The sequence below is a fragment of the Bacteriovorax sp. As-1 genome (genome assembly GCF_058446905.1).
In genome coordinates this window covers 1119687-1145130 of the sequence record NZ_CP184341.1, presented here as the reverse complement: position 1 = coordinate 1145130, position 25444 = coordinate 1119687, and the positions used below count along the sequence as shown (strand labels likewise).

Below are 25444 nucleotides of genomic sequence, written 5' to 3'. Positions count from 1 at the left end.
TAATGAATCATCAAAATAGTGAATTAGAAGTTAAGAGCAACTGGTCTTATTTGTATCAAAAGTTTCAGCGCATAGATCCCAAGATGAGAAAGAATATTTTAATCGGCGCGAGCATGATTTTTTTAGTTGTGGGAACAGGTTTTTTGTTGGCCACAATCTCTCTGGTAAAGAGTGGAGTGAATTACTTTGATGCCAAAGTCGCTGACTTTGAGAATATAAAGGCTCGAAAAAACACACCTGAAAATATCTAAAAAAATGTTTTGACCCTGTACCATACTACGGGGTTTATTATTGTTATATGAAAGATATAACAATCAAAAAACTAGCTGAACTTGTCGACATCAATCCGGAGACGATCCGCTTCTACCACCGCGAAGGGATTTTAAAAGAGCCTTCCAAAAGGGCCAATGGCTATCGTTATTATAACGAAGACCATGCCTTGCGCTTAAGTTTCATTAAACGTGCTAAGGACCTTGGGTTTACATTAAAAGAGATTAAGGATCTTTTTGAAATGAACCAAAAGTCCCGTGCGACCTGCGCGGCGGTTAAAACAAAGGCCGAAAATAAAATCGATGAAATTGACCAGAAGATTGCAGACCTGATGCAGATTAAAAAATCGTTGCAGGACCTTTGCCGTGCCTGTGATGTGGGAAGCACAGAAATGAAGCAGTACCGGGTTATGGATTGTTTCGATGCTAGTTGCAAATGCTAATAGGGAGAAAATCATGAGAGCTCATTTATCAATCAATGTTTCCAATGTGGCCGAATCCGTAAAGTTTTATGAAAGAGTCTTTGGTGTAAAACCTCAAAAGATGACTGAGGACTATGCTAAGTTTGATTTAAAGTCTCCGGCCTTGAATTTTACGATGCAGTCCGGAGGCAACAGAGAGATCAGCAAAGTCAATCACCTTGGAATCGAAGTCGAATCTGCTGAGGCCATTGCTCTTTGGGAAAATCTTCTGACGGAAAGAGGAGTACTCTCTAAAATAGAAGAAAATACGGAGTGCTGTTTTGCTAGACAAGATAAAATCTGGCTTCAAGATCCTGATGGGAATGCATGGGAGATTTTCTACGTCCATGAACAGTTACCAATCTCATCGAAGCAATCTCTTTGCTTATCGACAAATTCTTTAGGGAAAAAGTGCTGTTAATGAAAAAACAAAAATTAAAAATTCTTTTCCTTTGTACAGGGAATTCATGCCGCTCTCAAATGGCCGAAGGGTGGGCCAGCCATTTTCACGGTGATAAATATGATTTTTACTCGGCCGGGATTGAAAAACATGGAATGAATAAAAGGGCGATTGCTGTTATGTGGGAAGCTGGAGTCGATATAACTCATCAGAGCTCTAAAACGCTTGAGGAGCTTGCTTCTATTGAATTTGACCTTGTTTATACTGTTTGTGGTCATGCGAATGAGCATTGCCCCTACTTCCCAGGGAGCTGCAAAGTTCTTCATGTGGGATTTGACGATCCACCTAAACTTACCCTCGGAATGAGTAACGAGGAAGAAGTTTTATCGCAATATCGCCGGGTGAGAGATGAAATTCGTGAATTTGTTAAAAACCTGAAGGTAGACTAATGGCTGCACAATATCTCTCTCTTGGCATACTGCTGATTTTTAGACCGAATGCCTTAATAGCTATTCAATGGCAATGCTGTAAAAACGAGGTAATGAAATGAGAAAATTATCTCTTCTTGATAATTACCTGACGCTATGGATTTTTATAGCGATGGCCATCGGAGTGTTAATCTCCAGGTTTATTCCGGAATTTTCAACTCAAATACAAAATATGAGTTATGGCCCGACTTCAATACCAATTGCCATAGGTCTTATTGTCATGATGTATCCACCACTTGCTAAGGTAAAATATGAACAAGTTGGAGGAGTTTTTAGAAATAAAAAAATTCTTCTTTTATCTTTAGTGCAGAACTGGGTGATCGGACCATTCCTTATGTTCTTTTTGGCCCTGATATTTTTGAAAGGTCACTCTGATTATATGCTTGGATTGATTTTAATAGGGCTGGCCAGATGTATTGCTATGGTTTTAGTTTGGAATGACCTGGCCAACGGTAATCGCGAGTATTGCGCCGGGCTGGTCGCTTTTAATTCTATCTTTCAGATATTATTTTTTCCTGTCTACTCGATGTTTTTTATAACCTTTTTACCTGAGTTTTTTGGAGAGCATGGACTGGAAGTTCATTTTTCGATGATTGATATTGCCAAGAACGTTGGGATTTATCTTGGAATTCCTTTTGTTGCAGGATTTTTAACGAGATTTTATTTTGTAAAAAATAAAGGAGAGCTGTGGTACGAAGAGCATGTTGCCGCCAAAATTGGACCACTCGCTTTAGTGGCTTTGCTGTTTACCATTGTTGTGATGTTCTCTTTAAAAGGTGATAAAATTATTGAGCTTCCTTTTGATGTCATTAGAATTTCAATTCCACTATTGATCTATTTTATTGTTATGTTCCTTCTCTCATTTCTTCTAAGTAAAAAGATGGGGGCAAGTCATTCTGAGTCGACAACTCTTTCCTTTACAGCGGCCTCCAATAATTTTGAGCTTGCTATTGCAGTGGCGATTGCGACATTTGGTATCAATCATGGAGCGGCCTTTGCCGCTGTCATCGGGCCACTTGTAGAAGTTCCAATTATGTTAGGTTTGGTTCATGTAGCAGGATGGTTGAAGAAGGTGCAGTCATAAACTGCACCTTCAATTGATTAGCGCTTTAATTCAGATTCGATTGCTTCTTTTAAATCTTGATAGCTCAATCTCATCAGCATTTTCCCATTGATGAAAAATGTAGGAGTTCCCTGAACCCCTAATAGATGCCCGTCAGACATATCTTTTGCCAGTGCTGCCTTGAAAGTCATGTCTTCATATGACTTATTGAATTCATCAATGTTAAGTCCAAGCTCTTTAGCGAACTTTTCAAAAATAAAGTTCACTGGTTCTTTCTGGTGAGACCATTCATTTTGTCTCTCTAACATGAAGTTGTACATTTCCCAGAATTTCCCTTGTTTCCCTGCACCTTCAAGGGCAAGAGCTGCATAGTGAGAGTTTCCGTGGAAGAGCATGTAACGAGCAACAAGTTGAACATCGTTAGGATACTCAGAAATGACTTTCTGAAGGATTGGGTGAAAAGCAGCGCAGCCTTCGCATTCAGGGTCAAAGAATTCAACCACAATTACTTTCGCTGAAGCTGGTCCCTTCGTGTAGTTTCCTTCTCTTAAAAGTGTGGCCTGAGGAGCCTCAGCTGTTGTGACCTCTTCATTTTTACCTTTGTTGACGTACCAAAGAGTAGCGGCAAAAAGAATGATTGCGACGATAGGAAGGAGAATAAATTTTATATCTTTTTTCATGAGTGAGATTTCCTTGTGTTTTTGTAAAAGAGAATAAGACAAATAAGTGTAATAGTTAAACTTGTGAAGGCCATTAAAGGAATGGTGATAAATCCTAAAAACTCAATCTGTTTACTGGTGCAAGAGACTCCGCTGGTGCAAGTCTTAATCGCTTCGGGGATAATCTTGTAGTAAAGCAGGTTGTGGTAAAGGGAAATAATCCATCCAATGCTGACGAGTGGGATCGTATATGAAAAAACGTTTTCATCTTTTTTCAAGAATCCTACGGCCAGAAGAAGGCTTAGTGGAAAGATGCAGATGCGTTGGTACCAACAAAGTGTACAAGGCGGCAGCATCATAAAATTGCTAAAGTACATTGATCCGGCAAAGGATACGATGTTCACTAGCCACGCGATGTAAATAAGCGCGAAGTTATCTTTAAATTTCATAAAAATCCTAAATCAATGTTGGAGCACGAAAAGAAGTATTAAGCGGCGATAGTAGGAGGTCGATCCACTGGCGAAATGTAGTTCATTTCTTCAATGTGAATAACTTGGAAAAATATTTGTCCGATAAAAAACGGGCGAAGAAAGAGATGGTTGGGGATCGTCTTGATATCGTAAGCAGATTCAGGACTTGTGCCGCAGGCAGAGCATTGGCTTGACGATGAATGGCGCTCTTCGCAACAAAAGTAGCCTCTTTCGCAAGAAAACGAAAGCGATATTGAAATGAATATCGATAAAATCGAGGCAAGGACGAATAGCTTCTTCATTTAGAAGCTATTGTAGTATTTTTTCACCGTTAATTGAATCTTTTCTTCGATCTCACTTGGTTTGAACTGAGTTTTTTGTTCAATCCATTCACGAAGGTCATTAGGGATTTTAGTAATAAAGAGCTTTTCTTCACCTTTGTAAGGGATTTTCAATGCGATAGCGTGAAGCGCATGGCGAGGAAGCTCCATCTCTTCGAAATCTTCTTCTTCCGCTAAATGGTCTTTGAAGCGCTGGAACATTTCATAGCTTCCCAAATAGAGCTTATCACCAACTAGTGGAATGCCATGGGCCTTAGCGTGAACGCGGATTTGGTGCTGGCGACCTGTTTGAGGACAGGCGATACCGATAACGTAGTCATCGTTTTTTTCTAAAATATAAAAGAATGTGCGGGCATGTTTTCCTTCCAGCGAATCTTCAGGATAAGACTGAACTAAAATGCGCTTTAGGCCTTCATCGGGATTGCCCATTCGTTCGTTAGCGACAAAGTAGTCCTGGTGCTTAAAGCCGTCTTTAATTTTGGCGATAAAAAGATAACACTTTTTAACGTCATCATCTTCAAAGCGCTCCATCATCTCTGTGGCCATCTTAGGATTTTTTCCCAGCATTAAAATGCCAGAAGTCTCACGGTCAATGCGGTGAAGAGAGTGGATGGTGTGGTTGTATTTCATTTCAAAGAAGACAGTGGCGCAGTTAAACAAGTGTCTTCCGGCCGGGTGAGTGGACATGAAAGCTGGTTTTGAAATAACGATCAGGTCCTGGTCTTCATACACAACATCGGGAGTTGTTTGTAAATCTAGTTTTTTACCTTTCCAGTACTCATCTTCATATTGGCTCTTATAAAACTTAATGATGATTTCGTCGCGGTGGTGAATCGGGCTTGAAGGTTTGTGGGTGCCGGGGCGGCCTACGATTTCAATCTCTCCATTCTTGATTTTCTTTTTGATGATCTCACGTGAAAATGACTCTAAGTAGACGCCAAGAAACTGATCCAGTCTCATGCCATCGTGCTCTTCGTCCGCCATATGGCGGACTTCGAAGAGATCATCTCGGTAAATTTTATGAATTACAGTCATTTCAAAAAAGGTGCAAAGTCTAGTAGCGTTCCTTGATTAGGAATTTAACTAACGACATCGCAGCTCCCTCAGTATAGCCAAAGCGGTTTTCTAAATTCGATAGGACAGACTTAATTAACTTTCTGTTTTCATCAGAAAGAGGTGAGTTTTGTCCTGGGCCTAATGTTTTGGCGTATTCTGCTTCAAAGAAGACAATATTGCGAGAAATGTTTTGAATAATCTTCTTTTGCTCGCTTCTATATGACTCCTGCAGACGGTCTACAAGATCAGGGAAAACGTCAGTGTAAATCAGAGTTTTACCACGGTTATCCAGAGAGTAAGCTCCAAGTTTTGACAGAAGGTGAGAGCGGAATGTTTTTGAGTCTTCTTTTAGACCGATAGCTGCTTCAAATTCTTTAATGAAGAAGTCATCCGGGTCTACGAATTTGCCCATTGCCGTGTTTTTGATTTTTTCGCCTTTATTTAAAGCGTTGATATTTTCAATATAACGGCGGATGTAGTCTTCGTATGAACGATCGTCCACAAGCCCAAGTGCACTTCTTAATTCGCGGTCAAAGTTATTTAAGTTATGCTCTTTAATCAGCTCTAAGTAACGAGCAGGATTGTGGTAATCCGCTTGTGGCGCCATATTTAAGAAGTCGTATTCACTCTTCTTTTGGATTAAGTGTTGAAGGTACTCAAGCACTTCTACGAACGTCACATTTTTATGAAGCGAAGAAAGCCTGAAGACGATGTGTTTAACATCGCGAGGAGAAAGACCAAACTTTCCTTCGTACAAGCTGTCGTTAACGTATTCATTCACTATTTCATCAAAACCTTGTTTTAAAATCTGTTTTGATTCAACGTCCAGCTTCTCTGGAAGTTCCATACCAGCAAGGTAAAGAGCTTTTTCAAGCGGATTCAGGTTGGTAGCGATGTTTGCTAGTTTTTTATCGTTGTAGTTTTTTGTCTGACAAACTCTTAAGCGTGACATCACGGCAAAGAAGCAAAGAGCATTCAGAGCGTGAGGCGAGAAGTGAGAGCGGTCTTTAATTCCTTCAACTTGTTCTGCATAAATCTTCTCTTCATGTTTTACATCGAGAAGGTAAGGAACAGTGATGAAGTTGAATCTTCCTTTAAATGAGTTGAAGTCCGGGTGCTGCTTAAAAGCAGCAAGGTGGATTTCATTTGAAGTTCCGATAAAGAAAATATCTAGTTCAGTTAAAATGCCTTGCAGGTTGATCGAGCCAGTTTCCATTGTCATCAGAAGGTATTTGTAAGCATCAAGTGGGCGCTTGAGAAGGTCAGAGTACTCAAGCACTCCACGGTTAGCCATGACAGCTTCGCCTTGAAGAGAGAAGAGATTTAACGACTGAAGACTTGGTGGAAGACTTGCTAAACGTTTATCCATAGTGATTTGTTGCATGCGAGCATCAACATGGATTTGAGGCTCAATTGTCACAGCAGCAGTTGAGTAACGCTTGCTGATTGAGAATCTTTCAACACGGATGTGCTTTAACACTTCCTGATGTTTCCCTTTGTAATTTTTTAAAAGGGCATCATAGATCATGCGGTTTCTTTTTGAGAGGTCTCCGCGGTATAGATAAGATTTTCTGATTGAGGCCAGAAGTCTTTCATCGCCTTTAAGTGCTTCTTCAATAAGTTTTTGTCTATGCTCTTTTGGAACTAACAATAGCGGGTGATCTTTTAGTTCACTTGGCATGATGGCCGAGATTTCTTTATCTTCCAGGTAAGCAAAACTTCCGTGTTGGCTTTCGCGGATTGTACTGGTTAATCCCAGCGAGCCTTTAACATAAGTGTCTAGTGGAAAGATCCAGCTGAAGGAATAAAGTTTTCCAGATTCAGTTTCAGAGTAATCTTCCAAACCTTTGATCATCTTGTTAACCAGAGATGACTTAGAAGAACCGTTAGGTCCGATAAGTAGAATGAATTTATTGTTAAATCCTTCCTCACTAAAGTTCACCAGATTTTGATAAAGCGCCTGTTGCACTTTTACTTGTCCATGAACAGCAGGAGAGTCCGGGTGCTTCATTCCAAAAAGTTTAAATGATCCATCGCTGTTAACACCGTAGTGGTTAAGCATGTCACGGATATATTCATACGTTGGACGACATTCTAGTTTTGCATTTTTTTCGAAAACGTCCATGTAGTCAGAAAATGAAAGTGTTTCTAAATTTGCATCGCTTTGTTCAGAAGCTTGATTAATCCAATCTTGATAACTCATAAGTGTATTTCCTTTGAGGGCATTGTTAGTTATATTGTAATCTCTTATGAAAAATTTCAAAAGGTTCATTGTTCCAGTAGCTCTTTGTGCCGTCTTAATCGGTGCTGGAATTGCTGTTTTTATGAAAGGAGTTCCAAAAAGCGATAAACCTGATTATTTTGTTCAAGAAAAAGCTGGTTTAAATCGCCTTATTCAAAACTCTTCAGAGATTCATCGCATGTGGATTGAAGGGGAAGAGTCTCGCGAATGGAGCCTGATGAAGGCCGACTGCTTGAAGTATCTGGAAGTGAATCAAAAGTTTGATGAATCACTTTTGCGCTGTAACCCGATTCTGCTTCAGTGCCACGCTTTGTTCTCAAAAAATCTCAATTACAAAATCATAAACCTGGAAGAAGTTAAAAATCTTCCTTACCGCTATCTTACGAAGTCCAATAGTTCTTATGGAGGACTTCGCGAAGTCGGTGTGGCGATGACGATTGAAGATCCGGCGACAAAAAGAAAACTGGATATTTTTTTAGAAGACCAGTGCCAGGAAGTTTATTTAGAACAGAGAGCTTACGCTTATGGTGAGCAGGTTCAGGAAAAAGATGCGGAAGACTACCGCTTTGATAATTTCAACCGTCATATTTATTTCGATACACACTTGGTGACCAATGGAGAAATCAATGAGTGGATTCGTTTTGGAAATCCTGATTTTACTCGTGGACTAAGAGAAAAAAAGGGAGATGACCTCTTTCTTCCTGCGGTGGATTTAACGTTTAATCAGATGGAGAACTACTGCTCTTTTAAGGGCAGACAAGTCATGCTTGCTCATATCTTTGATGCAGCGACATTTCTTCCAATGGATTTGGGAGATAAAATCCCAAAGAGAAATCTTCGCTCGCCTTATTATTGGACGAAAAAAGCAAGTGAGTACAAGTCAGACTGCAATTTGATTTACTCTAAAGATTGCTTAAGTAAAAAGGCCTATAGCTTAAATTCCACAGAGCCAAGCTGGTCGGGGCTGCGCGATTCAATGGGTGGAGTGTTCGAAGCATTTAGAAATCCGATTGATCCCGACAGCAATTTGAAGGCTTCATCATTTTATTTTGATTCAAAATCTTCATGGCATAAATTAGGTTTTCGCGCCGGATGGGACGGAGAAGGGTTTGACTTGAGAAATTTTGATTTCAGAGGACTCAATCCTTTTGTTGCTGTTGAGAAATTCCAGGTGGGCTTTCGTTGCATGCGCGAGGTGATGCAATGAAAATCCTAAACCTCCTTATGCTCGTTCTGCTTTTTTCATGCGTAAAAAATAATGAAAAAATGAGTGTCGCTGAAATGGACTTAAGGCTTTCAGAAGAGTGGATTTATACCACTGCGCTGGATGGACTTAAAAATTCTGGCGAAGTGATTTTAAGACCTCCTGGTTTTGAACAACTGGTAGTTTCAGTTACTCTGCCGGCAAAAGGCGGACTCAACCAAATACGGCAGTGTCTCTATTATACGGTTCCTTATAAAGAAATTGTTGGTAGTTTAAAAGTGATGGAGCTAAAGAATCTGGAGAGTTGTCCGGAGACGGCAGAAAAAGGAGAGAAGCTCCTTGAACTTCAAGGTCTCTCAAACCTGGCAATTAGCTTTACGCGCTTTAAGCTCGTACTTGATTTTGAGTATCAAAAAGAGAAAAAGAAAATTGAAATCCCGATGCCAAACATTGAATTAGGTCTGGTTCACGAAAAATATAAGGCCCTATCTGAAAGAAGTATGATTAGTGGATTAAAGTTTCTTCGCTTAAATGATGACAGCTTTGATTTTGGCAGCAATAGATATCTGGGAAAAATCTCAGACCGCTTTAGCCGAGGCACGGCGATCAGATGCCAGCAAGTGAATAAAAACTGCGAAACAGTGGGGGAGAATCGCTGTGGAGACTGTCGTTACGGTTGGTATGAAGTTGTCGATTTCCAGTGTCCCCAAGGCGGATCAAAATTCTGCGGACAAAATCACTGTGGAGAAAAAAATGAACCAGCTTGCCCGCGCGGGGTAAAAGTCGTGCCAGAGGAAGAGGCGGGGATTTGTCAAAGTGACTTAGAACCGGTGCTTAACGCCGATAAAATCTTAGTCTGCCAGTGAGTTAATGAAGTTAGGCGGAAGTCTTTCCATCACTTCATTAATATCTGAACCCATCGTATGAACAATTACAAATGAAGTCAGAGGTCTTTCAGGATTTGTCGCTGCCGGGTCTTTTAAAGCAGCTTTTCTGGCGCGAAGAATGGCCAGGACGTAATCACTTACTAAAAACTTATCCATTGAAAGAAGCTTATCGATGTTTTTATCTGAAAGCCCGATTAGTGCTACGCCATCGTGAATGACGTAAGGAGCGATATTCGATTTAGCGATAATGTTGTCTTCGTTTAGGTCGACAACGGAGCTGTTTAAGAATTTTTGTGGGTATTTCTCAAATGAGATTTCTTGTTGGTCAGCGATGATGAAATCTTCGATTGAAAGGTTAACAATGTCGATTCCTTTACCTGTTAAAGATTCAAGAACGGCCATGTTTTGAGCTTTGGAAGCATTGGCCTTCAGTAAGTGACCAGTGTGAACGATAAAAACGTTCTCGTTCGTTTTGTCGACGATCGCTTCTCTCGTTTCAATTTTATTTGTCAGGTAAAGAGGAAAAGGAACGCTATGATTTTTGATCACTCCAGTGCTTGCAGAAGAAATCGAAACGCTGTTTTTTTTCTGCGAGCTTGAACAAGAAGCCACTACCAGCATTGCGATGATGAGAAGGAACTGGAATTTAAATTTTGTCATTAGAAGCTCTTTACCTTAGTCAGTTTTGTATAAGCTTTTGTCAGTGCATCTGCCAGCTGGTCGTAGTACTCAAGAGGCGAGTTCAGGCAAAGACTGATGCGAACAACGCCGCGACCGACATCGTCTTCAACTCCCATGGCGCGTAGAACTTTAGAAGTCACTGGCATATTGTCAGAGCAGGCAGAAGAAGTGGTGACAAAGATGTCTTGAGATTCAAGCTCAATTTGCACCGCTTGTCCGTGAATACCTGGGTATGAAATGTATGTCGTCGAAGCAAGTCTTGGAGCGTTTTCTCCGATGATAACAACATTTGGGAAAGCTTTTTTCATCTTAGCTTCAAATTCAAGTCTCTTTTCAGAAAGTGCATCAAGGTTTTTTAAAACGCTATCAATCGCCGTTAAAGCAACAGCTAGTGTTTCGTTTCCAAGATAATTCTGAGTTCCACCGCGGTGACCTTTTTCCTGGCCTCCACCGATGATTAATGGTTTTAGAGTAGTAGCGTCTTTAACCAAAAGGATCCCTGTTCCCGTCATTGCTCCTAGTTTGTGGCCAGAGCAAACAGCGTAGTCGAAGTTTGACTCTTTGAAGTTGAAGCGTGTCTTACCGATGAACTGAGTTGTGTCGCAAAGAAAAGGGATGTTGTTAGCTTTACAAAGGTCATTGATTTCATTGTACGGCTGAATAACACCTGTTTCATTGTTTGCGGCCATGATTGAAACCATAGCGATATTTGTCTTTTCTTCAGCGATCCATTTTTTTAGTGTTTCAAGTTCAACGACACCATCTTTTGTCACAGGAAGAACTTTTACGTTGTAACCTTTTTCAGAAGCGTAGTAGTTAGCTGTGTTGATGATGGCAGAGTGCTCGATTCCCGAAATGATGATGGTTTTTTTCGTGTTTTTGTCACAGCCTAAAACGCTGTGGAAAACAGTTGAGATCCCTTCAGTGGCCCCAGAGTTGAAAATGACCTGGTCATAATCAGCGCCTAGTACCTTAGCGCAAACCGCCCTCGCATTCTCCATCCCCATAAGTGTCTTAGCACCAAGGTGATGGATAGCATTTGGGTTAGCAAATGGCCCTTTTTCAAGTCTCTTTAAAAGATACTCTTTTACTGGAGGAGAAAGGGGAGCACTGCCGTTATAGTCTGCGTAAATCATATTTCCTTCTTTTATTTAATAGCGAGCATTCTATCGAGCGCCTTCATAGAAGAGTGCGCGATATCTTCTGGTACACTAATAATATTTATCGGCTTATTCTCTTTGATCGCACGGAAACTGGCAAGTAACCAACGCGGTCTTACGCGGTACATAGTTGTGCAAAGACATTGATAAGGCGATAGCGAAACAATTTTTTTGTCTGGGAACTGGGACGCCAGGCGGTTAACCAGGTTGATCTCGGTTCCTACGGCAAACTTACTTCCTGATGGAGACTTGGCGATTTTGTCGATGATGTACGAAGTTGACCCGTTATCATCGCTTGCTGCCACAACATCAAATGGACACTCAGGGTGAACAATGACGGTCATTTCAGGGTCTTTTTTCTTAATCGCCAGGACCTGATCTTTGGTGAATCCCTGATGAACTGAACAGAAGCCGTACCATAGGATGACTTTTGCTTTGTCGATTTGTTCACTCGTTAATCCACCGTTAAGCATGTTCGGGTTGTAGATCACCATGTCTTCTAATGGGATTCCCATTTTAAAACAGGTGTTGCGCCCTAGATGTTGGTCAGGGAAGAAAAGCAACTTCTCACCTTGAGAAAGCGCCCATGAAATAATTTTTTCGGCGTTTGATGACGTACAGATACTTCCGCCGTTATCGCCTACGAAAGCTTTAAGAGTCGCCGCGCAGTTGATGTATGTTACTGGGACAACTTTTTCTTTCGTCGACTTCTGGATGAAGTTCCATGCGCGGTCAATTTCAGATCTTCTTGCCATGTCGGCCATTGAGCATCCCGCTTTTAAGTCGGGAAGAATGACTTTCTGGTTTTTCGACGTCAGCATGTCCGCTGTTTCGGCCATAAAGTGCACACCACAGAAAATGATGTATTCTTTGTCGAGCTTAGCAGCTTCGCGTGCCAGTTGAAGTGAGTCTCCGGTAATATCGGCGAACTCAATAACGTCGTCTTGTTGATAGTGGTGACCAAGTACTACTACTTTGTCTTTTAATTCTTCTTTAAGCTTTCTTAGTTCAACTAAAACGTCTGCATCTGAAAGCTCTGCTTCCGTGATGGTTGGTTTATAGCTGTCTTCTTGCTCTTCAGAAAATAAATCTAACATTTCTTTCTATCCTTATGCCTTAATAGGGAATCCAGCTTCATGCCATGCCATGATCCCGCCTTCAAGATTGTTCAGGTCGCTGTAGCCTTTTGAAAGAAGGAACATGCATGCGTTCATACTTCTTTTTCCGCTTCTACATTGAACAACAATAGTGGCATTTTTGTCTGTTAACACAGCTTCGTATTTTTCCTGGAAAGTAGAAAGAGGGATTAGTGTTGCGCCTTCAATATGCGCTTCATCCCATTCTTCTTGCTCGCGGCAGTCGATGAAAACGAAGTTTTCTTTGTTATCTAATTTCTTTTTTAATTCTTGAACGTCGATTTCTTTAATCATGGTTAATCCTGAAATTAGAACTTAGCTACTAAAGCAGTTGTTAAAAGTGTGTCTGTTTTAGTCACTGTTCCTGGAGCTGGTAGATGATCATATCTTAGCAGGAATGCCGTCTTAATTGAAAACATAGTTGAAAGAGCGGCAGAAACTGAAAGTTCTGTATTGATTTGGTAATCTTTACTTTCCTTAAGGTTTGGAATGTACTCAAGGAAGTATTTTGTTGAAACAGTTTCAGTCCATTTCTTTTCTGTCTCAGTGTAAGCTCTTAAAGAATTTTTATAGACGTGAGAACCGTTGTTTCTTTTCTCATTTACATAACGGTAACCAGCTTCAACAAACCAGTAGAAGTTTTCAATTTTGTAGATGTTGTACTTTCCACCGATGTCATTGTTGTGGCGAAGTTCGTATCCAGCGAATTTGTCGCTTTCTAACCCTTCTTCAACAAATAGAGAGAATTGATCATTAAGTTCGCGCTCGTAACGAAGGCTTCCCAGGATATAACGCGCGCTTTCATCGTTGTTGCTGTATGTGTTTAGGAAACGTGCTTTAAATTTTAAAACGTTCGCGTCAAATTTTAGGCCGTTTTCTTGTTTTAAGTTATAGGTCTGAGACTTTGTGTTACCGTTGGCAACGGCGATCCCTGCTTCAGATTCGTTGGTAAAGTCAGCTGCAAACGCGGCCGTCGTCAGTAGTGCAGAAAGAAGGAAAACGAGACATTTCATACAGAACCTCATTGATAAAAATGGTTAAAAAACAGACCTCCTGTAAATCCCTCATACACCCAAAAATGTCTAGTGAAATAGGTGCTTGCCCTTCAATAGCTTTTGATGCAATCTCTAAATAAATAACTAATAATTGGTTGAGGATAAAATTATGCTAAAAGAGTTTAAAGAATTTGCGGTCAAAGGGAACGTGGTTGATTTGGCGGTAGGGGTCATTATCGGGGCGGCTTTCGGGGCAATCGTAAAATCCCTGGTTGATGACATCATTATGCCACCAATTGGAGCTCTTCTAGGAAATGTGGATTTCTCAAACCTATTTTTAGTTGTGAAGGAAGGGGCAAAAGCACCTGCACCTTACGCCACTCTTGCTGATGCCAATGCGGCCGGCGCAGTTTTAATTAAGTACGGGACATTCGCTAATACAGTGGTGAGTTTCCTGATTGTCTCATTCTCAGTTTTCATTCTGGTTAACCAGCTTCAAAAACTTAAAAAAGCAGAACCACCAGCGGCGCCAGCTGGCCCGTCTGATGAAGTTAAGCTATTATCTGAAATCCGCGATCTGCTTAAGAAGTAATTAAAGGCTTGAATCGAGCAAGCTTTCTTTGAATTCTAAAACTAGCAACTGGTTTGTGCTCTCGTTAAGGGGAGTCAGACCGGTTGTGTGGTTGGTTTTCCCGGCAATTTGAAAATCATTATCGTAAACCAGCGCCAGTCTTTTATGATCAATTAACGCTAAGCCTTCAATCTTTTCAAGATTATTAAATGGAGTTGTCTTCAAATCAGCAATCATGGTTTTTTTCACCATTTGATCTGATTCACCAAGAGTGATTTTGTAGATGTATTTCTGGCTTTGTTCACCCACTTTCCCATTTTGCTCTAAAACCAGAAAGTTTTTAGCATCAAGAGCGATGGCATCGCCGATCTTGTCGTTGCCTTTGGCAAAAAGGTAGAAGTATTCGGCCGAAGTCTTCATCGTTTCAAGGTCAACTTCCACGATTCTTGAGAACTCCCCATCTTTAGACGTTTCTTTTGGAAGTGGGCTTTGCAGGAATCCGTAAAGTTTAGTCCCCACTCGGGCCACGGCCTCAAATCCGCGGTTTGGTTTTCTTTCACTGTACATTCTTGGCAGCTCTTGGCCTGGCGTCAAACGTCTGGTCATCTTGCCTTCAACGTTGAAGTGAACCAGGGAAGGGGCGTACTCATCCGATAACCACCATCCGCCTTCGCCGTCTGTTGTGATCCCTTCAGTGTCTAAACCTTGTGGATCAACTGAGTAATAAAGACCGAAAACGTCCGTTGGGTTTTCTTCAAGCCTGCTGTTTGGAAGACCGGTTAAAGGTGATCCATCTTTCTTTTTAAGTTTAATTTCAGCGGCGACAGAAAGATCCTTATTTTCTTTTGTGGCCTTTAAAACAACAATCGTCGGACTGTATTCTGGCAGCAAAAAAGGCCTGTCGGTTCCATCCGGTTCACCGTTTGGCCCCCTGTCGGTGACTGTCTGGAAATAAAGTGACCCGTCTTGTTCGTGATCAAAGACTAATCCGGAAAATCCACCAAGTTTGATTTTTTGTCCCGACATTGTCGTTCCGATCACCGGAGAGTTCGGCATATTATAAAGAGTGAAGCTAGTAAGTGATTGGGCCTTTTGATTTCCCGAAGTGCTTGCACATCCAGCAAACAAAAGGGCCACGAGAGAAGAAGCGAGTGAGATTGATTTCATTTTTTTCTCGATAAAAAGTTTGTCTATTTACGATATACCCTTCGGAGTTTTTTTAAAAGCAGGTTAATTTTAATCGCCCCTACAATTTTTGATAGGGGCATTTTTTCTTTGACAACTCCTAACAAGTCCAACAAACTTTTATATGAGTACAAAAAACAGGAGTGATTCATGGAAGTTATCACAATCGGTAATAACAAGGGTGGCGTTGGTAAGACAATGCAATGCTATCAGTTATCTTGTTACCTAGCTAATAAAGGTCATAAAGTTTTAGTTATTGACCTCGATTCACAAGCAAACCTAAGTTCAACTTTTGGGGTGCAAATTCAAAGAACATTAGTTCCAGAATGGTTAATCGGTGACGTTGGTATTAACGACGTAATCGTGAAGCCGGAAATGTCAGGGAAGCTGTATAAAAACATCAGGCTAATCCCAGCATCTCGTCACCTTTCTAACCTTTCAAAGCTTCTGATCCTTTCAGAAGGTGAGATTAGAAAAGAAGCGGGAAGAAAAGAGCGTCTATTAAGAAAAAGACTTCAAGATGCAAATCTTGACTTTGATTACGTCATTATCGACACTCCACCGATGCTTGGAGATGAGTTGATCATGTCTCTAGTGGCTTCAAACCGCGTTCTTATCCCTACTCAGGCACAAGATTATTCAATCGACGGTCTGGAAGAGTTAATGGACACATTTGAAATCATCAAAGAAACAGAAAACCCATCTTTAGAGTTTTCTATTATTCCATCTATGGTGAACCCGAGAAGAAAAATCGAGCAGGCCCGTATGGAAGAGTTGTCACAGTCTTTCAACATCACTCCAATGGTAAGAAACATGGTTCAGCTTCAAGAGTCGATCTCTACAAGAAGACCAGTTTGTGTTATGGGAGCGAAGTCTGCCGGACGTCGTGACTACGAAGAACTTTGGAAATCATTAAATTTATAATTGATTGACAGTTAATTTACATAAGGATGTGGAGAATTATATATGTCTAAGACATTTGCCGCGCGTGTATCAAAAAAAGAAAGAAACACCATAGACCTAGCTGAAAAAGTAGGTCGAGAAATTTTTAAAGTTTCAGATGATCGTCTTCTACAAGGAGCGAAGCTTACTGAAATTCAAATGAAAGAAATCGTTGTTAAAGAACAGGTAAGAACCAAGTTCAACGACGATTCAATCAAAGATCTAGCTAAAAACATCGAACTAAACGGTCTCATTCAGCCGCTTGTTCTTCACCATGACAAAAACGGGCGTTACAGACTGATTTGTGGTGAGAGACGTTACCGCGCTCTTACTTTCAACAAAGCTGTTTCAGCTCCATGTTTTGTTCTTGAAAACAAGACTGAAGAAGAATTAATGGCGATCCAGTTCTCTGAGAACTCGGCCCGCGAAGAACTTCACTATGTTGATAAAGCTGACGGTATCCTGAACTATCAAATTGCAACTGAAGCAAGTGAAAGAAAAATCCAGGCCGCACTTGGGATTTCTAAATCAGAAGTTCACCGCTCACTACTTATCGCAAAAATGCCAAAATTCATCAAAGAAGCTGCTAAGAGATACGATATTGAAAAATACGTTCTTCTTGAGTGGGATGCTCTTCCAAAAGGGACACTTAAATCTGATGTAGAAAAAAAGATCCTTGCTGGGGACATCACGAAGAGAGCTGAACTTGCCCGCATTATCAATTCAGGTGGATTAGTAAAAGCTGGAAAGAAAACTCCACTTAAAGCTGCTCTTCCAAAAGGTGTAAGCGCCAATGCTTTCTTAAAAGCAATGTCATCAAAAACAAAAGACCTGAATCTTGACAAAAAAACTCAGGAACTGTTGAGAACTTTAGTTGAAGAAACTAAAGAAATGATGGATCAATAATCAAAACAAAATCAGGGGGTTTCGACCCCCTTTTTTATGCCCTTTTTCTAAATAAAGTTCTCCCGGTTCTCCTCCGAAAAGCTAATAGTTTTGTGTAGGTAGGAGATTCCAATGAAATCCGTCTTAATTTTGTTTTTTCTGGCGCTGAGTTTTTCAGTGAATGCAGAAATTAAAACCGTAAAATACGAACAAGGATTATCACTGAAATTCAGTGATCAGAACTGGCAGTATCAGTACATCAAAGAATTGAGATCGATCACTCCACATATTTTTGAAAACAAAAAAGACAAAGATCTAAAAGTTGTCGTTCAAAGAGAAACTCATCAGGAATCCCATTACAAAAAACAATCACTGGTAAGTGATAAATGTGCCGCTGCCAACAAGTTCTACAAAGAATCGATGCAAGGTTCAGCTCAGAATATGAAAATCAAAGGTCAGGATGTCTGTCTGATCAAGATGGTGAAAAAAGACAAAAATAGTTATCAAATTATTTATCCGGTTCACTTTGCCAAAGGCTCATACGATCTTATTTCGTTTGCCTGGTATGGTGACGAAAGAAAACTTGAAGCAGTCAAAGAACTCGTAGGAGACAACCTATGAAAACATCTGCATTCATTTTAATCTTTTCGCTTCTTTCACCAGTTCTTCGCGCTGAAGATTACCCTAACTTCTTCTATGGTTATGGCGGAGGAGGTTTTCCTGGTGCCGGTATGGGCGCAGGAATAGGGGGCGGTATTGGAACCTATCAGTTCCAGGGTGACAATAACCAATCAGTTCCTGTTTTTGACAATGGTCTTTCAGGAAGTGGTGTTCAGTACAAAAACGTCAAAGTAAATGCCAAGTGCCCGCTTCTAACAACAATGAATACTGATGAGACGGATTTACTTTCTGATTTAAAAAGTTTCTTAAGTACAGCAGCGAAAAATCCCAAGTGCTCACTCAAACAGGACGCAATGGCGGAGGCCATGGGAAGAAATCAGCTGACGATGCTGGAGACAATGCTCAATGGATCGGATTCTAGTAACCCTTATTCAGGTATGTCTGGTGTTTCAACTGCCAGTGTGAAATGTTACTCAAAAAACGTGGAACTTATCGGGCAAAGAAACCTTGCTTACTATTACGCTGAAAAGAAAATGACCCAAGGGACGACAAACCCATTCTCAAGTTGTTTAGCTGATTCGTCAGTGTCAACGGCATCGACTTCATATACTTACTCATACACGACGACAGAGACAGAAATAAAAGAGATGACTCTGGAAGAAAAGAGAGAGTGTATCAGCAAAAAATATGAAGACATGGTAGAAGAAAATCAAATGATCTGCCGTGAAAGTATCGCTCCTCAAGCAGTTCAAAAACAAATCAATAAAGGACTGGCGGGAATTGAGCAAATCCTTAATCAGGCCATTGCCAATCAGGAAGACTGTGGGTTTAAGTCACAGGATCTTTTTAAGGTGACAATGAATACTTTTTTAAAGACCAAAGCGCTTTCAGTTGTTGGCCCATGGGGAGCTGTGGCCGGCTTTGGTGCTGATCTGGTGTCTAATCTTTTAGATAAACTTTTCCCAAGTGATGCTCAGAAAGCGACCGCTTTAATGGAAGAGATTTTAAGCGAAGAAACATTTGAACAAAATGCCTGTTTGTATTTTAACGTTCAACAAAAAATGTACTGTGAAGATAAGCCGGTAGAAATCGCGACGCCAAACCCTGAATGCCAGACTCAGTCGATTGCAGTGAGTTCAGATCTTCTGTCGCTTATTCAAAAGTACCGTGACATTAAGAAAGTTACAGATTCTATTCCTGCAACATCAAAGCTTGGAATGATGACATCACCGTATGCAACACCAGGAATGAATACAGTTCCGGGGATGCCGGGGGCTACAAATACAGCTAGCATTTCACCTGAGCTTGAGTCCGCGATTTTAGATCATCTTGACGATCTTTCAAAATATGCAGTTTCCAACGAAGCAGATCTGCGCGAAAGAGTGAAGTCTCTTCCAAAGATGCAGCAGTCGAGAGAGCAGGCAAAGATTAATAAATTTCTTGGTAAAATGAAAGAGTATCAAGACTATGATCCAGCAAACGATCCAAATGGAAAAAAGGGAAGTCAGCTTTTAAGTGAGATTACAGAATTTTTCAACAGTAAAGACCCATTGGTTGAACTCGACCTTTCAATGTTCATTGTGAGAACAACTCCAGGAACTAAACTGGAAAATATTAAGCAAAAAAGTATTGCCCGCACGATTGAGCAGTTAATGGCGGTTAAAGATGAAGCCTCAGTTCAAAATGAATCGAGCAGAGCGATGGCGCGTTTTAATAAATACAAAAACGGTATGGCCACTCTTGCGAGAAAGAAATTCGAAGATCGCCTGGAGAAGCAGTTTAAAGAATTTGAAAATCAGGTGAAGTTTGTTTCCGCTAAAGATAGAGGTGTTGTTGACGACCCCGTTGCCGAAGGACAATTGCGCAACCTCGTTCGCCATTGCACTCTTCTTCAAGAGGTTTACGATCCGGGATTAGAAGGGAAGATGCCAAGAGTGTGTCAGAAGCTTACCTGCGACAACAACAAGCTGGATTATTTTAAACCTGCTGCCAACAAAGCGAACTTTTCTGAGTTTAAAAAGAACTACTGCGATAAGAGCCTCAGCTTCCAGAAAATCGAAAACAGTTATATTAAGGATCTTAAAGATAAGTCTGGTGCGAAGATTTGCGGTGTAAAAACAGAGAGCTTCTTCTAACTCCTTGACCTTTATATCCCGCAGAACTGTCTAAAATTTGGACAGTTCTACGGGAGTAAATTTGTCGGCCATTCCTCAAAAAAATCTCTTTTCAATAGATTAAGCCTCAATCAGATACAATTTACCTATTCACCTCTTTTGGCACAGGCCTTGCGATAATTAATGGTAAGAAACATTAAAAGAGGCTCAACCTTATGAAAACTATGACGACAGCAACTTTGAAGAACTTACACAGGTGTTTAACTTTTAAACACTCACTGTGCGCACTGTTCGCTTTTGCTGCATTTCAAGTAAGCGCTGCTGACACTAATAAGATGTCTAGAAAACCAGCGGCCGTTGAGGAAGAAGTCCTGACAGTTCCACTACATGAAGAGAGTTTTTTTACTAACGATAATATGTTCGCTGAAGATGATGCCGGAGTTATGAAAGATATGAAGGCTTCACTAAGTGGATGGGAAAAAACGGAAGAGTACGTTACTCTTTGGGATCTTAAATCGACAGGTATGTACACAACTCCAACTGCTTCACAAAAAGCTAAGTACATCAGTAAGAAGATGCTTCGTTATGCTGATAAGAGATTATCAGGTGAAATGAAAAAAGCTGATGAAGGCTCAACTCTACATAGAATGAGCAAAGTAGAAAAAAATCTTCGCCCAAATGCTTCAGTAAACGTTTCTAAAAACTTTGGTTTTAAATTCAAGGCCCGCGTCCTTCAGGGGAAGGCCATCATGGAAGTGAAGAACCCATGGGTTGAATGTTCGGCCCAAGTGAGTGCTAACGGTAAAGCAAAATTAATTACACGCAAAGAGTTTAAGTCTTTAGGCTTGGCGTCAGGAGCAGAGTACTCTGTGAATGATTCCGAAATGCTAACTTACATTGATCAGCAGATTACTGACAATGTGAAGGCCCGTCTTTCAAATACATCAGGAAATGACGCGGATTCAAGGCTAGAAATGACAGCTAGCTTCCCATTTAATCTTTAATTCGCTCGGCCTCTGGCATTCTTAGAAATCCGAGAGTAAACTCGAGGGCACTTATTTCTATGAATCGGAGGTCCTTAAATGAGTTTATTCGACGCTGCTCTTTTTCAAGACGCTATTAAGCAACTTGAAGACGCTGCAAAGATCATGGGTCTAGACCCAAACGTAGCTGAAAGATTAAAATACCCAAAACGTGCACTACAAGTTTCTGTGCCTATTCGTCTTGACGACGGAACAGTTAAAACGTTCATCGGATACAGAGTTCAGCACAACTTATCTCTAGGTCCTGGTAAAGGTGGGATTCGTTACCATCCAGGTGTAGACCTTTCTGAAACTGCCGGTCTGGCAATGCTTATGACATTTAAGTGTGCCCTTGTTGGTCTTCCATACGGTGGAGCAAAAGGTGGTATCTGTGTTGATCCAACACAACTTTCTCGTCAAGAGCTTCAAGCGCTAACTCGTCGTTACGCTACTGAAATCAACATGATCATCGGACCTCACGTAGACATCCCAGCTCCAGATATCGGAACTGATGGACAGACTATGGGTTGGTTCATGGATACATACTCTCAAATCAAAGGATACACTGATGGCGCAGTCGTTACTGGTAAGCCAATTGAAATCGGGGGCTCTAAAGGACGTGCTGAATCTACAGGTAAAGGGGTTGCATTCTGTGTAAACTTCGCTGCTGAAAAGATTGGTATGACAATCAACCAAAACACAACTGTTGCTATCCACGGTTTCGGTAAAGTAGCTATCCCAGCTGCTAACGACCTACGCGCTCAAGGTGCAAAAATCGTTGCAGTATCAGACGTGTCTGGTGGTGTTTACGACGCTAACGGATTAGACATTGAAAAATGTGAGAAATGGGTAAAGGAAAACAAAGTTCTAAAAGGTATGCCAGGAACAAAACACATCACAAACGACGAGCTATTCGCTCTTAACGTTGATGTTCTTATCCCGGCTGCTATCGACGGTGTTATCACTAAAGACAATGCTCACGTAGTAAAAGCAAAAATCATCGCTGAAGGTGCTAACGGACCTTTAACAAAAGAAGCGATCGATATCGTAACTGAGAAAGGTGCATTCCTTATCCCAGACGTTCTATGTAACGCTGGTGGGGTAATCGTATCTTACTTTGAATGGGTACAAGGTCTTCAGTCTTTCTTCTGGGATCTAGACGAAGTTAACAAGCGTCTTCACTCAATCATGAAAGATGCTTTCGAGAACGTTTACTCTGTTTCAAAAGAGTACAACTGTAACATGAAGTCAGCGGCTCTTGTTGCAGCTATCAGACGTCTTGAAAAAGCTATGAAGCTTAGAGGGCTATGGCCGTCTTAGTCTTTCAAAGACTTTACGATCTTACTTAGGTTATCTAATCAAGGGCTTCTTTCGGGAAGCCCTTTTTTTTTGCTGTAAAATCTTCACAAACCCACACCTGATTTTTATTTATGATAGTTTGCCTAAAAATTTTTTTAGGAGTCATTCTATGAAATCATTCATTCTTGCGATTGCTCTTACATTTAGTGCAGTTTCTTTTGCAAACGATTCTATCGAAGCTTCAAACGCTTCAGAGCTAAAAATCCTGGACCTGGTTATCGGTGTTCAACAAACATACTCAGTGACATCTGAGCTTCAGGCAAAGGTTGTAGAGATCCTGGCCGGAGATGGAATGAATGCAACTCGTATGATTTTAGTTCTAAATACAGGTTACCAGGATTCAAAAGTTTTTGAACTTGATGAGATGATGTATGAAGTAAAGAGAATCGTTTTCCTGGCAAAAGACGTTATCGTTATTAACTACATTCAGGACAGTTTTGACGACACTGAAGCGATGAACCCAATCCAAGTAAAAAAATCAATTACTATCAAAGTTTTAAGAAATGCTGACGGGACACTTGCTGACAAGATTGAAATCGTAAGATAATTTTTTTTCTTCATAGGGGAAATTGGCGATATAATTTCCCCTATGAAGACTATAATCACCCTTTTTTTCCTCCTTCTTTCCCTAAATAGCTTTGCCGCTGTCTTAAAACACGAAACTTCCAAAGCACGCTATGATGAATATCCTTTTCGCGAAGTCTGCGAGAAATTAGGCGCTAAAAATTTTGAGCTCATTGAGGCCAAGTCCATGAGTGAGATTGATTGCATGGGGAAGGTCTATCAGGCGATTGATTTTTGCCTTAATAAATTCCCGCTAGATAAAACTCTCTCGCGTGCGATCGTCGATGAGAAAACCAAGATGGTTAAATGTGAACACAGTGAAAGTGTTATGATTTCTATCTCATGCGATGAACGCGATTTGAAATACTGTTTCGATCCCAAGAAAGGCTGTGATGAATTAAAGAAAATCTACGCCAATAGGCTAGATGTCGCTCACTTCTCGATGCTAGAGAAAAATATCAACTGTTACTATTCAAGACCGATGGGCGAGACTTTGGGAGGCGACCACTAGGTATCTAGTGCGCCTTAAAGTTTTTCCCGATGTATTTTGGATTCAGCATGTTTTCTGTAGAGAAAATCTGGTCTAACTGCTCTTGAGTCAGAAGTTTATTTTCTAAAACAACTTCACTCACAGTTTTGCCAGTTTTCGCACACTCTTTTCCAATCAGGTCACATTTTTCATGCCCTAGAATCGGATCTAAGAAAGTCACGATGGCGATACTGTTCATAACGTTGTTCTTACAGATATCCGGGTTCGCCGTGATCCCATCGATACATTTATATTTTAGATTGTATGAAGCATTTTCTAAAAGGTTGATTGATTCAAAGAGAGAAGACGCAATCACTGGCTCCATTACGTTCAACTGCAGCTGTCCTGCCTCTGATGCCATGGTAACAGTTAAGTCGTTTCCGATAACTTTGAAACAAACCTGGTTTACAACTTCCGGGATAACCGGGTTGACCTTGGCCGGCATGATGCTTGATCCAGCTTGAAGTTCTGGAAGGTTGATTTCTTTTAATCCAGCACGAGGACCACTTGAAAGCAGGCGAAGGTCGTTGCAGATTTTAGAAAGTTTCACGGCCGTTCTTTTGAGAGCGCCAGAGATCATAACGTAAGCACCACAGTCAGATGTGGCCTCAATAAGATCTTCTGAAACTGTGTATTCAAGTCCTGTGATTTCTGCCAGCTTTTTTACGGCCACTCGAGAGTATCCCTCTGGAGCGTTAATACCCGTACCAATTGCAGTGGCACCTAAGTTTACTTCAAGAATTAAATCTTTTAGTTTTGAAATCAATTTCACTTCTTCTTTTAGGAGAGTGGCATAAGCATTGAACTCTTGCCCTAGTGACATTGGAACAGCGTCTTGAAGTTGAGTACGGCCCATTTTTAAAATAGGCTTAAACTCTTCTGCCTTGTGAGTAAATGAAGTGCAAAGAGATTCGAGTGCTTCAATCAATAGAGTGATATGTCTATAAAGGGCAATCCTGAAGGCTGTTGGATAGGCATCGTTTGTCGACTGGCATTTATTGACGTGATCATTCGGGTGAATGATATGGTAGCTTCCTTTTTTCTCGCCTAGAAGTTCCAGGGCAAGGTTGGCGATAACTTCATTGGCGTTCATATTGACAGAAGTTCCAGCTCCACCTTGGTAGATGTCTGAAGGAAATTGATCCATACAGCGGCCGTGAATAATAATTTCATCACAAGCGCGCGCGATGATCTCTGCAACCTTTGCATCGATTGTCCCAATTTCACCGTTTGCCAGAGCGCAGGCCTTCTTAGTAATCGCTAGAGATTTAACCATGATGTGATTGTGGCCGATTTGGCTGTCGGAAATTTTAAAGTTCTCAATCGCACGTTGAGTGTGAATTCCATAATAGGCATCCGCTGGTACTGCCAGGTCTCCTAGAAGGTCATGTTCAATTCTCACGTCTTTTTGTGAACTCATAGCGTATTCCTTAATTCCCATGCCTTTCAAAAATTGATTTTTTCAGGCATTTTTTCTATTAAATTTTGGTAATTAAGAATGATCTGCCTGAGCTTCTTTTGCAAGGGGGAGCGCAGGAGATTTTTATGAACATGAGAACGAAAAGTATTTACCCGTTCGGGGGAGTTTTGTGTCCGGTGGATATCTTTGGCTACGCTTCAAACGGGATTCCAGGTATCGAAATAGTAGGGTTGGGAAAACATTCCCGAGGAGTGAAAGAAAAATTTATTTATCTCTCACGCCAGAGGAAACTCAAGTTCCCGTTAAAGCGTTTTGTTTTATGTATAGAAGGCGAAGTTGAAGGAAAAAAGTTTAAAGAAGAAGAGTATAGGTACTTAGAGCTGCCTTTGCTCCTGATGCTCTGGAGCCTGACCGGGCATTTGCCATTAGGGCACCTGGAGGACTGTTTTGCAGCAGGGAAAATTTCAGTGGAAGGCGAAGTTTCGCCGCTTGTTCTGACTTCTACTGTGCAAGAGTTTTTGCGTGACATGTTTAAATTAGAAGAGAATCAAATGCTCAAAATTATAGCGCCTGGTAACGTGCAAGTCTTAGATGACCAATATCATCTTCCAATAGAGGGGCTTTTTGAGTCTTTGAGCAGGAATTGAGCCTTTTTAGCCCTACTAGAGGCCTGTAAAAAATTACTGAGAAATGTAGTTTGGACAAACACACAACAGTTCA

28 protein-coding genes are annotated in these 25444 nt (G+C 40.9%); 17 read left to right on the top strand and 11 right to left on the bottom strand.

Going from position 1 to position 25444, the window contains the following annotated elements:
* Positions 1-2 precede the first annotated feature (2 nt).
* The 5 genes from ACN20O_RS05770 to arsB all read left to right on the top strand — a co-directional run bounded on the left by ACN20O_RS05770 (position 3) and on the right by arsB (position 2702).
* The gene (locus ACN20O_RS05770) at positions 3-251 is read left to right on the top strand and encodes a hypothetical protein (protein ID WP_491638077.1); all 249 of its coding nucleotides are present in this window, start codon (positions 3-5) and stop codon (positions 249-251) included.
* Between the two features lie 47 nt (positions 252-298).
* Positions 299-712: a heavy metal-responsive transcriptional regulator gene (locus tag ACN20O_RS05765; RefSeq protein WP_491638075.1), complete on the top strand. Its 414-nt coding sequence runs from the start codon at positions 299-301 to the stop codon at positions 710-712.
* Positions 713-725: 13 nt separating this feature from the next.
* Positions 726-1151, top strand: coding sequence for an ArsI/CadI family heavy metal resistance metalloenzyme (locus ACN20O_RS05760; RefSeq protein ID WP_491638073.1), 426 nt, complete (start codon positions 726-728; stop codon positions 1149-1151).
* Complete coding sequence (locus ACN20O_RS05755; RefSeq protein ID WP_491638071.1) at positions 1151-1579, top strand: arsenate reductase ArsC; 429 nt, start codon at positions 1151-1153, stop codon at positions 1577-1579. Before ACN20O_RS05760 ends, ACN20O_RS05755 begins: the two co-directional genes overlap by 1 nt.
* 97 nt (positions 1580-1676) lie before the next feature.
* Positions 1677-2702 carry an ACR3 family arsenite efflux transporter gene (arsB, locus tag ACN20O_RS05750; protein ID WP_491638069.1) on the top strand — a complete coding sequence of 342 codons (1026 nt, stop codon included), beginning with the start codon at positions 1677-1679 and terminating at the stop codon, positions 2700-2702.
* Positions 2703-2719: 17 nt separating this feature from the next.
* Here the strand turns inward: arsB and ACN20O_RS05745 are convergent, their stop codons facing one another.
* The 4 genes from ACN20O_RS05745 to ACN20O_RS05730 all read right to left on the bottom strand — a co-directional run bounded on the left by ACN20O_RS05745 (position 2720) and on the right by ACN20O_RS05730 (position 7410).
* Complete coding sequence (locus ACN20O_RS05745; protein WP_491638067.1) at positions 2720-3361, bottom strand: DsbA family protein; 642 nt, start codon at positions 3359-3361, stop codon at positions 2720-2722.
* Positions 3358-3789 carry a disulfide bond formation protein B gene (locus ACN20O_RS05740; RefSeq protein WP_491638065.1) on the bottom strand — a complete coding sequence of 144 codons (432 nt, stop codon included), beginning with the start codon at positions 3787-3789 and terminating at the stop codon, positions 3358-3360. The genes ACN20O_RS05745 and ACN20O_RS05740 overlap by 4 nt, the downstream gene beginning before the upstream one ends.
* Positions 3790-4112: 323 nt before the next feature.
* On the bottom strand, positions 4113-5186 hold the full coding sequence (locus ACN20O_RS05735) for an RluA family pseudouridine synthase (RefSeq protein ID WP_491638063.1): 1074 nt from the start codon (positions 5184-5186) through the stop codon (positions 4113-4115).
* A gap of 19 nt (positions 5187-5205) precedes the next feature.
* Complete coding sequence (locus ACN20O_RS05730) at positions 5206-7410, bottom strand: hypothetical protein (RefSeq protein WP_491638061.1); 2205 nt, start codon at positions 7408-7410, stop codon at positions 5206-5208.
* A 46-nt stretch (positions 7411-7456) separates the two neighbouring features.
* On the opposite strand from ACN20O_RS05730, the gene ACN20O_RS05725 reads away from it, so the two are divergent.
* Positions 7457-8656 carry a hypothetical protein gene (locus ACN20O_RS05725; protein WP_491638059.1) on the top strand — a complete coding sequence of 400 codons (1200 nt, stop codon included), beginning with the start codon at positions 7457-7459 and terminating at the stop codon, positions 8654-8656.
* Positions 8653-9519 (top strand): hypothetical protein, encoded by an 867-nt coding sequence (locus ACN20O_RS05720; RefSeq protein WP_491638057.1) that lies wholly within the window; start codon positions 8653-8655, stop codon positions 9517-9519. The genes ACN20O_RS05725 and ACN20O_RS05720 overlap by 4 nt, the downstream gene beginning before the upstream one ends.
* Here ACN20O_RS05720 and ACN20O_RS05715 read toward each other — a convergent pair.
* The 5 genes from ACN20O_RS05715 to ACN20O_RS05695 are packed head-to-tail and all read right to left on the bottom strand — an operon-like array spanning position 9505 to position 13530.
* Positions 9505-10200: a hypothetical protein gene (locus ACN20O_RS05715; RefSeq protein ID WP_491638055.1), complete on the bottom strand. Its 696-nt coding sequence runs from the start codon at positions 10198-10200 to the stop codon at positions 9505-9507. The two genes, ACN20O_RS05720 and ACN20O_RS05715, sit on opposite strands and share 15 nt — an antisense overlap.
* Complete coding sequence (locus tag ACN20O_RS05710) at positions 10200-11357, bottom strand: cysteine desulfurase family protein (protein WP_491638054.1); 1158 nt, start codon at positions 11355-11357, stop codon at positions 10200-10202. Before ACN20O_RS05710 ends, ACN20O_RS05715 begins: the two co-directional genes overlap by 1 nt.
* Before the next feature lie 11 nt (positions 11358-11368).
* Positions 11369-12478: a quinolinate synthase NadA gene (nadA, locus tag ACN20O_RS05705; protein ID WP_491638052.1), complete on the bottom strand. Its 1110-nt coding sequence runs from the start codon at positions 12476-12478 to the stop codon at positions 11369-11371.
* A gap of 12 nt (positions 12479-12490) precedes the next feature.
* Positions 12491-12811, bottom strand: a complete 321-nt coding sequence (locus ACN20O_RS05700) for a rhodanese-like domain-containing protein (RefSeq protein WP_491638050.1) — start codon at positions 12809-12811, stop codon at positions 12491-12493.
* 14 nt (positions 12812-12825) lie between these two features.
* Positions 12826-13530 carry a DUF481 domain-containing protein gene (locus ACN20O_RS05695; protein WP_491638048.1) on the bottom strand — a complete coding sequence of 235 codons (705 nt, stop codon included), beginning with the start codon at positions 13528-13530 and terminating at the stop codon, positions 12826-12828.
* Between the two features lie 151 nt (positions 13531-13681).
* Between ACN20O_RS05695 and mscL the strand changes: the two genes are divergently transcribed.
* Positions 13682-14104, top strand: a complete 423-nt coding sequence (mscL, locus tag ACN20O_RS05690; protein WP_491638046.1) for a large conductance mechanosensitive channel protein MscL — start codon at positions 13682-13684, stop codon at positions 14102-14104.
* Here mscL and ACN20O_RS05685 read toward each other — a convergent pair whose 3' ends face one another.
* Positions 14105-15250 carry an esterase-like activity of phytase family protein gene (locus ACN20O_RS05685; RefSeq protein ID WP_491638044.1) on the bottom strand — a complete coding sequence of 382 codons (1146 nt, stop codon included), beginning with the start codon at positions 15248-15250 and terminating at the stop codon, positions 14105-14107. It abuts the gene before it with no gap.
* Positions 15251-15418: 168 nt separating this feature from the next.
* Between ACN20O_RS05685 and ACN20O_RS05680 the strand changes: the two genes are divergently transcribed.
* The 8 genes from ACN20O_RS05680 (at position 15419) to ACN20O_RS05645 (ending at position 23286) form a co-directional block, all read left to right on the top strand.
* Positions 15419-16192, top strand: coding sequence for a ParA family protein (locus ACN20O_RS05680; protein ID WP_102244963.1), 774 nt, complete (start codon positions 15419-15421; stop codon positions 16190-16192).
* A gap of 42 nt (positions 16193-16234) precedes the next feature.
* Positions 16235-17116 (top strand): ParB/RepB/Spo0J family partition protein, encoded by an 882-nt coding sequence (locus ACN20O_RS05675; RefSeq protein ID WP_491638042.1) that lies wholly within the window; start codon positions 16235-16237, stop codon positions 17114-17116.
* Between the two features lie 111 nt (positions 17117-17227).
* Positions 17228-17716 carry a hypothetical protein gene (locus ACN20O_RS05670; RefSeq protein WP_491638040.1) on the top strand — a complete coding sequence of 163 codons (489 nt, stop codon included), beginning with the start codon at positions 17228-17230 and terminating at the stop codon, positions 17714-17716.
* Complete coding sequence (locus ACN20O_RS05665) at positions 17713-19851, top strand: hypothetical protein (RefSeq protein ID WP_491638038.1); 2139 nt, start codon at positions 17713-17715, stop codon at positions 19849-19851. Before ACN20O_RS05670 ends, ACN20O_RS05665 begins: the two co-directional genes overlap by 4 nt.
* A gap of 194 nt (positions 19852-20045) precedes the next feature.
* Positions 20046-20834 (top strand): hypothetical protein, encoded by a 789-nt coding sequence (locus tag ACN20O_RS05660; RefSeq protein WP_491638036.1) that lies wholly within the window; start codon positions 20046-20048, stop codon positions 20832-20834.
* Positions 20835-20912: 78 nt separating this feature from the next.
* Positions 20913-22172, top strand: coding sequence for a Glu/Leu/Phe/Val family dehydrogenase (locus tag ACN20O_RS05655; RefSeq protein ID WP_102244958.1), 1260 nt, complete (start codon positions 20913-20915; stop codon positions 22170-22172).
* 148 nt (positions 22173-22320) lie between these two features.
* Positions 22321-22758 carry a hypothetical protein gene (locus ACN20O_RS05650; protein WP_491638034.1) on the top strand — a complete coding sequence of 146 codons (438 nt, stop codon included), beginning with the start codon at positions 22321-22323 and terminating at the stop codon, positions 22756-22758.
* 42 nt (positions 22759-22800) lie between these two features.
* Entirely contained in the window at positions 22801-23286 is a 486-nt protein-coding gene (locus ACN20O_RS05645; RefSeq protein ID WP_491638032.1) for a hypothetical protein, read from the top strand.
* 4 nt (positions 23287-23290) lie between these two features.
* Here ACN20O_RS05645 and aspA read toward each other — a convergent pair whose 3' ends face one another.
* Positions 23291-24724 (bottom strand): aspartate ammonia-lyase, encoded by a 1434-nt coding sequence (gene aspA, locus ACN20O_RS05640; protein WP_491638030.1) that lies wholly within the window; start codon positions 24722-24724, stop codon positions 23291-23293.
* Between the two features lie 125 nt (positions 24725-24849).
* Here aspA and ACN20O_RS05635 point away from each other — a divergent pair, with 125 nt between their 5' ends.
* Positions 24850-25371, top strand: a complete 522-nt coding sequence (locus ACN20O_RS05635) for a hypothetical protein (RefSeq protein ID WP_491638028.1) — start codon at positions 24850-24852, stop codon at positions 25369-25371.
* The last annotated feature ends 73 nt before the right edge of the window (positions 25372-25444 follow it).

Bases quoted from the DNA above. Each gene is read 5' to 3' on its own strand.
- ACN20O_RS05670 (WP_491638040.1), top strand. From the start codon at position 17,228: ATGAAATCCGTCTTAATTTTGTTTTTTCTGGCGCTGAGTTTTTCAGTG.
- ACN20O_RS05700 (WP_491638050.1), bottom strand. From the start codon at position 12,811: ATGATTAAAGAAATCGACGTTCAAGAATTAAAAAAGAAATTAGATAAC.
- ACN20O_RS05650 (WP_491638034.1), top strand. From the start codon at position 22,321: ATGAAATCATTCATTCTTGCGATTGCTCTTACATTTAGTGCAGTTTCT.
- ACN20O_RS05680 (WP_102244963.1), top strand. From the start codon at position 15,419: ATGGAAGTTATCACAATCGGTAATAACAAGGGTGGCGTTGGTAAGACA.
- ACN20O_RS05760 (WP_491638073.1), top strand. From the start codon at position 726: ATGAGAGCTCATTTATCAATCAATGTTTCCAATGTGGCCGAATCCGTA.
- ACN20O_RS05745 (WP_491638067.1), bottom strand. From the start codon at position 3,361: ATGAAAAAAGATATAAAATTTATTCTCCTTCCTATCGTCGCAATCATT.
- ACN20O_RS05675 (WP_491638042.1), top strand. From the start codon at position 16,235: ATGTCTAAGACATTTGCCGCGCGTGTATCAAAAAAAGAAAGAAACACC.
- aspA (WP_491638030.1), bottom strand. From the start codon at position 24,724: ATGAGTTCACAAAAAGACGTGAGAATTGAACATGACCTTCTAGGAGAC.
- ACN20O_RS05715 (WP_491638055.1), bottom strand. From the start codon at position 10,200: ATGACAAAATTTAAATTCCAGTTCCTTCTCATCATCGCAATGCTGGTA.
- arsB (WP_491638069.1), top strand. From the start codon at position 1,677: ATGAGAAAATTATCTCTTCTTGATAATTACCTGACGCTATGGATTTTT.
- ACN20O_RS05660 (WP_491638036.1), top strand. From the start codon at position 20,046: ATGAAAACTATGACGACAGCAACTTTGAAGAACTTACACAGGTGTTTA.
- ACN20O_RS05770 (WP_491638077.1), top strand. From the start codon at position 3: ATGAATCATCAAAATAGTGAATTAGAAGTTAAGAGCAACTGGTCTTAT.
- ACN20O_RS05710 (WP_491638054.1), bottom strand. From the start codon at position 11,357: ATGATTTACGCAGACTATAACGGCAGTGCTCCCCTTTCTCCTCCAGTA.
- mscL (WP_491638046.1), top strand. From the start codon at position 13,682: ATGCTAAAAGAGTTTAAAGAATTTGCGGTCAAAGGGAACGTGGTTGAT.
- ACN20O_RS05665 (WP_491638038.1), top strand. From the start codon at position 17,713: ATGAAAACATCTGCATTCATTTTAATCTTTTCGCTTCTTTCACCAGTT.
- nadA (WP_491638052.1), bottom strand. From the start codon at position 12,478: ATGTTAGATTTATTTTCTGAAGAGCAAGAAGACAGCTATAAACCAACC.
- ACN20O_RS05695 (WP_491638048.1), bottom strand. From the start codon at position 13,530: ATGAAATGTCTCGTTTTCCTTCTTTCTGCACTACTGACGACGGCCGCG.
- ACN20O_RS05725 (WP_491638059.1), top strand. From the start codon at position 7,457: ATGAAAAATTTCAAAAGGTTCATTGTTCCAGTAGCTCTTTGTGCCGTC.
- ACN20O_RS05720 (WP_491638057.1), top strand. From the start codon at position 8,653: ATGAAAATCCTAAACCTCCTTATGCTCGTTCTGCTTTTTTCATGCGTA.
- ACN20O_RS05740 (WP_491638065.1), bottom strand. From the start codon at position 3,789: ATGAAATTTAAAGATAACTTCGCGCTTATTTACATCGCGTGGCTAGTG.
- ACN20O_RS05635 (WP_491638028.1), top strand. From the start codon at position 24,850: ATGAACATGAGAACGAAAAGTATTTACCCGTTCGGGGGAGTTTTGTGT.
- ACN20O_RS05685 (WP_491638044.1), bottom strand. From the start codon at position 15,250: ATGAAATCAATCTCACTCGCTTCTTCTCTCGTGGCCCTTTTGTTTGCT.
- ACN20O_RS05645 (WP_491638032.1), top strand. From the start codon at position 22,801: ATGAAGACTATAATCACCCTTTTTTTCCTCCTTCTTTCCCTAAATAGC.
- ACN20O_RS05735 (WP_491638063.1), bottom strand. From the start codon at position 5,186: ATGACTGTAATTCATAAAATTTACCGAGATGATCTCTTCGAAGTCCGC.
- ACN20O_RS05765 (WP_491638075.1), top strand. From the start codon at position 299: ATGAAAGATATAACAATCAAAAAACTAGCTGAACTTGTCGACATCAAT.
- ACN20O_RS05655 (WP_102244958.1), top strand. From the start codon at position 20,913: ATGAGTTTATTCGACGCTGCTCTTTTTCAAGACGCTATTAAGCAACTT.
- ACN20O_RS05755 (WP_491638071.1), top strand. From the start codon at position 1,151: ATGAAAAAACAAAAATTAAAAATTCTTTTCCTTTGTACAGGGAATTCA.
- ACN20O_RS05730 (WP_491638061.1), bottom strand. From the start codon at position 7,410: ATGAGTTATCAAGATTGGATTAATCAAGCTTCTGAACAAAGCGATGCA.